This is a genomic window from Mycobacterium sp. (genome assembly GCF_049683935.1).
Taxonomy (GTDB): domain Bacteria; phylum Actinomycetota; class Actinomycetes; order Mycobacteriales; family Mycobacteriaceae; genus Mycobacterium.
Map to the genome: position 1 here is coordinate 1 of NZ_JBAUJR010000088.1, position 8,162 is coordinate 8,162.

The 8,162-nt window shown below is 66.5% G+C and carries 8 protein-coding genes; 5 read left to right on the forward strand and 3 right to left on the reverse strand.

Features of this window, described 5'->3' with window-relative positions; all coding sequences use genetic code 11:
• Nucleotides 1–183: hypothetical protein (locus tag WA965_RS04850; RefSeq protein ID WP_526447169.1), on the reverse strand; the 183-nt coding region annotated here is incomplete at its 3' end.
• A gap of 16 nt (nt 184–199) precedes the next feature.
• On the opposite strand from WA965_RS04850, the gene WA965_RS04855 reads away from it, so the two are divergent.
• On the forward strand, nt 200–2,392 hold the full coding sequence (locus WA965_RS04855; protein ID WP_526447171.1) for a beta strand repeat-containing protein: 2,193 nt from the start codon (nt 200–202) through the stop codon (nt 2,390–2,392).
• A 1-nt stretch (nt 2,393) separates the two neighbouring features.
• Here the strand turns inward: WA965_RS04855 and WA965_RS04860 are convergent, their stop codons facing one another.
• Nucleotides 2,394–4,043, reverse strand: a complete 1,650-nt coding sequence (locus WA965_RS04860) for a DNA repair helicase XPB (RefSeq protein WP_526297838.1) — start codon at nt 4,041–4,043, stop codon at nt 2,394–2,396.
• Between the two features lie 31 nt (nt 4,044–4,074).
• On the reverse strand, nt 4,075–6,327 hold the full coding sequence (locus WA965_RS04865; RefSeq protein ID WP_526297840.1) for a helicase-associated domain-containing protein: 2,253 nt from the start codon (nt 6,325–6,327) through the stop codon (nt 4,075–4,077).
• A gap of 129 nt (nt 6,328–6,456) precedes the next feature.
• Here WA965_RS04865 and WA965_RS04870 point away from each other — a divergent pair, with 129 nt between their 5' ends.
• Genes WA965_RS04870 through WA965_RS04885 form a run of 4 tightly spaced genes read left to right on the forward strand, consistent with a single transcriptional unit; the run spans nt 6,457 to nt 8,043 of the window.
• The gene (locus WA965_RS04870) at nt 6,457–6,648 is read left to right on the forward strand and encodes a hypothetical protein (RefSeq protein WP_526297842.1); all 192 of its coding nucleotides are present in this window, start codon (nt 6,457–6,459) and stop codon (nt 6,646–6,648) included.
• A 14-nt stretch (nt 6,649–6,662) separates the two neighbouring features.
• Nucleotides 6,663–7,145 (forward strand): cyclic pyranopterin monophosphate synthase MoaC, encoded by a 483-nt coding sequence (moaC, locus tag WA965_RS04875; RefSeq protein ID WP_526297847.1) that lies wholly within the window; start codon nt 6,663–6,665, stop codon nt 7,143–7,145.
• Nucleotides 7,142–7,621 carry a MogA/MoaB family molybdenum cofactor biosynthesis protein gene (locus WA965_RS04880; protein ID WP_526297844.1) on the forward strand — a complete coding sequence of 160 codons (480 nt, stop codon included), beginning with the start codon at nt 7,142–7,144 and terminating at the stop codon, nt 7,619–7,621. The genes moaC and WA965_RS04880 overlap by 4 nt, the downstream gene beginning before the upstream one ends.
• Entirely contained in the window at nt 7,618–8,043 is a 426-nt protein-coding gene (locus WA965_RS04885; protein ID WP_526297845.1) for a molybdenum cofactor biosynthesis protein MoaE, read from the forward strand. The genes WA965_RS04880 and WA965_RS04885 overlap by 4 nt, the downstream gene beginning before the upstream one ends.
• The last annotated feature ends 119 nt before the right edge of the window (nt 8,044–8,162 follow it).

Below are 8,162 nucleotides of genomic sequence, written 5' to 3' on the forward strand. Positions count from 1 at the left end.
CAACACCAGTGTGGTGCCGGCGGTGACTGCGGTGACGGTGGTGGGGGTGCCGGGGGCGTCGGTGGCGCCGGTGCTGGTGGCGACGCCGATCGCGGCGGGCACCACCGGATCGCCGATCACGGTGTCGCCGGTGGTGGTGATCACCGATCTGGACTCGGCGAACCTGGAGTCGGCGACAGTCACACTCAGCAGTCCAGGTGTGGGGGATTCGTTCGGTTATGGAACGCTGCCCACCAACGTGGTGGCCAATGTCTCTGGTGGGGTGCTGACATTCACCGGGTCGGCCACGGTGGCGGACTATCAGGCGTTGTTGGAGTCGGTCACTCTCACCTCGGCGACAGTCGGGATCAAGTCGGTCACCTTCGCGGTGACTGATGGTGACGGCAACACCAGTGTGGTGCCGGCGATCACTGCGGTCACGGTGGTGGGCCTGCCGGTTTCTGTCACCCCGATCGTCTTGACCTCGGTTGTCAACGTGACCTATACCGCGGGGACATCCGGTGTCACAATCGATCCCGGCGTGATCATCCTCGATGGAGATTCGACGACGATGACGGGCGCGACCGTGACGATCATCGATCCACAGGTGGGCGATGCGTTGGTTTATGGGCCGCTACCCACCGATGTGACCGCAGATTTCGACGCAGGTGTCCTGACATTCGAGGGCACGGCCTCGGTCAGTGATTACCAGCAGCTTCTGCGGTCGGTGACGTTCTCGACGAACTCATCGGCACTGGCGACAATCAAGACCATCTCGTTCACCATCACAGACGACCAGCAAGGTGTGAGCGCCCCAGGGTTGGTCACCGTTACGGTGCTGTCGCTGCCCATCCTGGCCACACCTGCTGTGGTGACTTCGGTGGTCAATGTCGGCTATACGGCAGGTGATTCAGCCATTGCCGTCGATCCGGGCCTGATTTTGCTGGATGCAGATTCGACGAACATGTCAGGTGCTGTGGTGGCCATCGTGGGCGGCGCAGCGGCCGGCGAAAGTCTCGGCTACACCCCGCAGGCGGGCATCGACGGCAGCTACAACGCAGGCGTCCTGACCTTTGACGGAGTCGCCTCCGTGGCTGCGTATCAACAGCTCCTTCGTTCCGTGACGTTCTCGACCGACTCCAATGCCCTGGCGACGATCAAATCCATCTCGTTCGTCGTCACCGACGACCAGGACAAGGTCAGTGCCCCTGCTCTCGTCGCGGTGACGGTCGTGACGTTGCCGCTGCAGATCGCACCGCTGGTGACTACGTCGGTCGTCAACGTTTCATACACCGCGGGCAACAGCGCCATCACCATCGATCCGTTGGTCAGCGTGCTCGATGTCGATTCGACCTCGCTGGAGGGGGCAACTGTCGAGATCACCGGAGGATTCGCTGCAGGCGACGTGCTGTCGTTCACTGAGCCGACCGGTATCACCGGCACCTACAACAGCGCCGACGGAGTGCTGACCTTCGACGGGACGGCGAGCATCGCGCTCTACGAACAGGCACTGCGTTCTGTGACGTTGTCGACGGGTTCCGGTGCGATCGCGTCTCTGAAGACGGTGTCGTTCAGCGTGGTCGACGCTGAGGGCACACCAAGCCTGCTGCCCGCCAACGTCGTGGTCACTGTGGTGGCGGCGCCGGTCAATTTGGCGCCGCTGGTGGTGACTACCGCGTTGGGCCCGGTCTACACCGCCGGAAACACCGCAGTGGACGTGAATCCGTTGCTCACCGTGCTCGACCTGGACTCGACGACGCTGACGGGTGCATCGGTGGCGATCACCGGGAACTTCACGTCGGGAGACCTCCTCGGATTCACCGCGGTCGCAGGAATCAGCGGTGCCTATGACGCGGTCACCGGGATCCTGACGTTCACTGGAAGTGGGACGGAAGCGCAGTATCAGCAGCTACTGCGATCGGTGACCCTGTCCACCAACGGAACGGCTCCGACCGCCGTCAAGACGGTGACGTTCACTGTGACCGATTCGCAAGGCGCGACGAGTCTCCCTGCGGCAGCACTCGTCGCAGTGACGGCCAACTCCGCACCGATACTCACGGCTCCGTTGGGTGGCGGGGTCGTCCTTCTGGGAGCGCAGGTTCTGAGCTCTGCGGCCGTGATCCTCGACGACTCTTCGTATTTGGACCGAGCAATCGTCACGATCACGAATGTTCAGAGCGGTGACTCGCTGACCTTCACTCCCACCGGTTCGATCAGCGGCACGTACTCGGGCGGTGTGCTGACACTGACGGGACTGGGCACGGTACTCGAGTATCAAACTGTGATTCAGTCGATCAGGTTCTCGAAGTCGGTGTTGAATCTGGTCGGGTTCCGAAACATCACGATGGTCGTCCGGGACGCGCAGGGGCTCAACAGCAATACGACTTCGGGGACGATGACACTGATCCTCTGATTCAGATCGCCGGTCCGAGAAGGTCGTCCGCGTCCTTGATCACATATCCGTAGCCCTGCTCGGCGAGGAACCGCTGCCGATGCGCGGCGTACTCGGCGTCGAGGCTGTCACGCGACACCACCGAGTAGAACACCGCACCGCCACCGTCGGCTTTGGGGCGCAGCAGCCGTCCCAGCCGCTGGGCTTCCTCTTGGCGGGAGCCGAATGTGCCCGAGACCTGAACTGCCACACTGGCTTCCGGTAGGTCGATCGAGAAGTTGGCGACTTTGGAGACCACCAGGGTGCGGATCTCGCCGCGACGGAACCCGTCGAACAGAGCCTCCCGCTCAGCGGTCTTGGTCGACCCTTGGATCACCGGGGCGTCGAGTTCGGCACCGAGCTCATCGAGCTGGTCGAGGTAGGCGCCGATGACCAGCGTGGGTTCTGAGGGGTGCCGCTCGAGAATCGACTTCACCACCGCGATCTTGGTGTGTGCCGTCGCGCAGAGTTTGTAGCGCTCCTCGGGTTCAGCCGTGGCGTACAGCATGCGCTCGTTGTCGGTCATCGTGACGCGGACCTCGATGCACTCGGCCGGTGCGATCCATCCCTGTGCCTCGATGTCCTTCCACGGGGCGTCGTAGCGTTTCGGCCCGATCAGCGAGAACACGTCACCCTCGCGGCCATCCTCACGGATCAGGGTGGCCGTCAGTCCGAGGCGCCTGCGCGACTGCAGATCGGCCGTCATCCGGAACACCGGTGCGGGCAGCAGGTGCACCTCGTCGTAGATGATCAGGCCCCAGTCCCGGCTGTCGAACAGCTCCAGATGCTTGTATTCGCCCTTGGTGCGGCGTGTGATGACCTGGTAGGTGGCAATGGTGACCGGCCGGATCTCCTTGCGTTCGCCGGAGTACTCGCCGATCTCCTCCTCGGTCAACGACGTCCGGGCGATCAGCTCGCGCTTCCACTGGCGGCCGGCCACGGTGTTCGTCACCAAGATCAGGGTGGTGGCTCCGGCCTTGGCCATCGCGGCGGCGCCGACAAGCGTCTTGCCCGCCCCGCACGGCAGCACCACCACGCCGGAGCCGCCCGCCCAGAATGAATCCGCGGCCATCTCCTGGTAGTCGCGCAGGTGCCAGCCGTCCTGCGCCAGGCTGATCGGGTGCGCCTCTCCGTCGACGTAGCCGGCGAGGTCCTCCGCCGGCCAGCCGATCTTCAGCAGCAGTTGCTTGATGTGGCCGCGTTCGCTCGCATGCACGATGACGGTGTCGTCGTCGATCCGCGCTCCCAGCATCGGCGCGATCTTTTTGTGGCGCATGACCTCTTCGAGGACCGCGCGATCCAAGCTGACCAGGATGAGGCCGTGGACCGGGCTCTTGACCAGCTGCAACCGGCCGTAACGGGCCATGGTGTCGACGATGTCGACCAGCAGTGGCTGGGGCACCGCGTAGCGGGAGAAGCTGACCAGGGCATCGACCACCTGTTCGGCGTCGTGTCCGGCGGCGCGGGCGTTCCACAGTGCCAGCGGGGTGATGCGGTAGGTGTGGATGTGCTCGGGCGCACGTTCCAGCTCGGCAAACGGCGCGATCGCCGCGCGGGCGGCCCCGGCTTGCTCATGGTCGACCTCGAGCAGCACCGTCTTGTCGGACTGCACGATCAGCGGGCCGTCGGTCATGCGCGGTCTCGGTAGGAAGTCATCCCACCCATTATCCGGATTCGGCGGCCACCACCGAAGTCACGCGGTGAATGGCGAACTCCCGGACCCTGCCGGACGCCGGGTCGTAGGCGGTGAGCTGGCCTCCCCGGACGTTGATCGGTGCCACGACGCGCTGTGTGGCCACCCCGGCGGGGTCGACGTATCCGATCACCACCGACTCCTGGTGGTGAGCGGCGTACTGCAGTTCCGAGATCGCGACCGCTGGGTCCAGCCGCATGCCCGACGGTGTTGCCGCGACCTTGCGGAGCACCGCCACGATCGCGCCGAGCGTCTGATCCGTCGGTGTCAGGTTGTGCCGGTGTACGCGGCGACGGCCCGCCGGCGGAACTCGCGAACCCCTACTGCGCAGATCGACGATCGCTCCGGTGGAGTCCTCGGCGGCCGGAGCGAAACCGGCGCGTCGCAGTGCGGCGAGCACCTCGGCGATCGGAGCCTGCGACACCGCCACAGTCGGGGCCAGAGGCCTCAACTCGACCGCTTCGGTGGCCGGCGCGGCGACCGCCTGGGCGAGCAGGGCCGCGTCCTCGCAGCGGACAAAGGACGAAGCCATGCCCACCCGCAATTGGCCGTGGCGACGTGCCACATCGTCGATCATGTACGTCAAAGACTGTGGCACAGGGGTTTTGGAGTGGCGGGTGAACAATGCGTGCAACTCGCCTGCCGTCTTGCCGGTGTCCAGTGCCCGCCGGACGGACGCCTCGGTGATGCGGTACACCATTGCCGCGCCGGCGGATTCCACCGTCGCGACCGCCGCCAGTTGTTCGGCCAGCGCACGCTCCAACGGTCCGGGAACGATCACCGTGAGGTCGGCCTGCAGCAGGAAGTGGTCGATCGGTTTCGGAAGGACCTTGGACATGGCCGCGACGACCGCGTCTTCGGGTTCGCCGGCGAGGAGTCGCCGCATCGGCGTGGACAGGGCGCCCCGGCCGACGACACCGACCGCGTGGGCTTCGGTGAGCAGGTCGGCGACAGGTGCGGGCTGGAGCCTCGCCGACCACCGGGGTCGCCGCCACACCAAGGCCAGGGATGCGCTGTCGCCGTCGACACCGGAACCTGGCGGCAACTCCTCGAGCGTTTCCAGAAGAAGTCGACGATCGAGGGGCGCGGCAGTCGAGAACAGCGAATCCGACAGCGCTGCATATGGTTTGCCATCAGGGCCGCGGCTGCCGATGAGGCCCGGTCGACCCGGCAGGTCCAGCCACGCCGACACGATCAGGTGCCATTTGACCGCTGTGGGGGATTCGACGAACCGATCGGCGGCGACCGTCGGCGCCCAGTACGGTCCTGCGGCATCGGGTGGATCCGGTTCGGGCATTCCCGGTGCGATCAGGCCTGCGGCAGCGCTGACCTCCAGGAGCAGCCCCAGTCGGCGATCCTCGATGCCGGTCTGCTTGGTCAACCGCTTGACCTCCCGCACCCCGAGGCCCCCGCTGCGTAGTTCGGGAATGGGTGCGGCACTGAGTGTTTCGATGATGATCTCGACTTCGCGCAACAGATCGATCGCCGCACCGGCGGCCACGGCATCCACATCGCGGGCGCTGGTCGTGGACACGGTGGGGTCGGGTTTGGTCCAGCTGACGGGGCCTGGGGTTTCGCCGCGAAGCACCTGGCCGACCAGCCGGGGCAGGATCACGGTGTCGGAATCGAGACTGCGGAGCAGGCCGGCGGCGAGCAGTCGCTGCACCGGCCGGTCGGGCGGGGTTCCGGGCGCCGCGTCTCGGGTCCGTCCGACGGGCGAGCCTTCGAGCAGCTTGTCCAGCAACTCGCGCGCGGGACCATCGAGGGCCTCGATCGCCCCGGCGATGTCCGCAATCGACGGGGCGGTGCTCTCGTCGGTGGCCTGACCGGGGTACCAGGGGAGGCTGGACCCGGCTTCGGCGACCACCCGCACTGGGTCGTCGCCCCAGACCAGGGCTCGCTCCCGGAGATCCCGGACCGCCGCGCTGACGGCCTCGCCGTCGACCTTCTCGCCGAGCAGTTCCATCAGCCGGGCGACGGGGACACCGGTGGTGTCGGCGTGCAGCGTGAGCAGGGCGTCGAGCACCCCCAGGTGCAGGAAGTCCAGATCATCGGTAGCGGCCTTGACCGATTGGCGGGCTGCAGCTCGGGCGGCCAGCGCGGCGATGGTGCCCGGCGGGGGTTGGGTGAGGTCCGGGCGTAGCCGGAGGAGGCGGATCAGACGGTCATCGTCGGACTCGGCCAACCAGGCGCCCAGCGGTACGACCGGGGGATTCACGCTCATCGGCGCTGTCTGCTCTTCGTCCGAGGTCTCATCGGCGCTGTCTGCTCTTCGTCCGAGGCCTCATCGCCGACCAGCTTAAAGCAGCGTCCCGACCTCGCCAGACGGCGAGACGCCTGCCACAATGTCCATGTGGCTGATGAGAAACGGCAGAAGGACAAGTACGTCGACCCGGGCTGGCCGACGTCCGACCCCGACGATCACGCGGTCAGCGAGCTTGCCACTGACCGCACGGGCGCACTGTCGCCGTTCGGCGACGTGACGTTCCCGCTTCCGGCTGACGAGCTCCCGTTCATTCAGTCTTCCACGGTCATCAACAGGTAACGGTGAGCTCCGGGGTGGGAGAAGGCCTCTCGCATCTCGATGAGTCGGGCGCAGCCCATATGGTCGATGTCACCGCCAAGGATGTCACCAAGCGCGTTGCGATAGCGGTGGGAGCAGTGCGCACCCGCCCCGATGTGGTCGAGATGATCAGCGCCAACGGGCTGCCCAAGGGTGACGCGTTGGCCACCGCGCGGGTCGCCGCGATTCTCGCCGCCAAACGCACCAGCGAGCTCATCCCGCTGTGCCACCCGCTGGCGATCACCGGCGTCGACATCGACTTCACCGCGGGCGGTGCCGACGACCCGGGACTGGTCGGCATCACCGCCACCGTGCGCACCACTGACCGCACCGGGGTCGAGATGGAAGCGCTGACTGCGGTCAGCGTGGCCGCGTTGACGATCTACGACATGATCAAAGCGGTCGACCGCGCCGCATGCATCAACGACATCCGCGTGGTGCGCAAAGAGGGTGGCAAAACGGGTATGTGGACCGCGTGACGCGGTCAGGTGTGGTGATCATCGCCTCCACCCGGGCCTCTGCTGGTGTCTACGAGGACCGCTGCGGACCCGTCATCGTGGACTGGCTGAACGGCCGCGGCGTCGACACTTCGTCGCCCGTCGTCGTCGCTGACGGTGCACCTGTCGAATCAGCGCTGCGATCTGCTCTGCGTGACCACCCCGACGTCATCGTCACGTCCGGCGGCACGGGCATCTCACCCACCGATTCCACTCCGCAGGCGACTGCGGCGGTGGTGGATTACCAGGTCCCGGGTCTCGCCGAGGCCATCAGGCAGGCCGGACTCCCGCACGTGCCGACCTCTGTCTTGTCGCGCGGGGTGTGCGGCGTCGCCGGCCGCACGTTGATCGTGAATCTCCCCGGCTCATCCGGCGGGGTCAAAGACGGTCTGGGAGTGCTCGCCGATGTTCTCGAGCACGCGCTGGATCAGTTGCGCGGTGGGGACCACGTGCGATGACGACGGTGGTCAGGGCTGCTCTCACCGATCAGCCCATCGATTCGGCTGAGCACGAGGAGCTGGTCTCACACCACGCCGCGGGCGCCGTCGTGGTTTTTGCCGGCGTCGTCCGCGACCACGACGGCGGTCGAACGGTGACTCGACTGGACTACTCGTCGCATCCGTCCGCGGCACAGACACTCGAGGACGTCGTAGCCGAGATCGCGGCCGATTGCCCGGGGGTCCGCGCCATCGCAGTCAGCCATCGCACGGGCACCTTGCGCATCGGCGATGCGGCCCTGGTTGCCGCCGTCGCGGCCGACCACCGGCGCGCCGCGTTCGAGACGTGTGCGCGCCTGGTGGACAGCGTCAAAGAACGGCTACCGGTGTGGAAGCACCAGTTCTTCGCCGACGGAACCGAGGAGTGGGTCAACTCCGCGTAGACACGACGACCGCGGACCGCGGCGACGAGTCTGCGATGGGTCGCGTCAGGCGGGCGGCAACACCGGTGCGGGTGCCGGGGGAGGCATCGCGGCCGGATCGGCGCCGACCGGGATCGGCA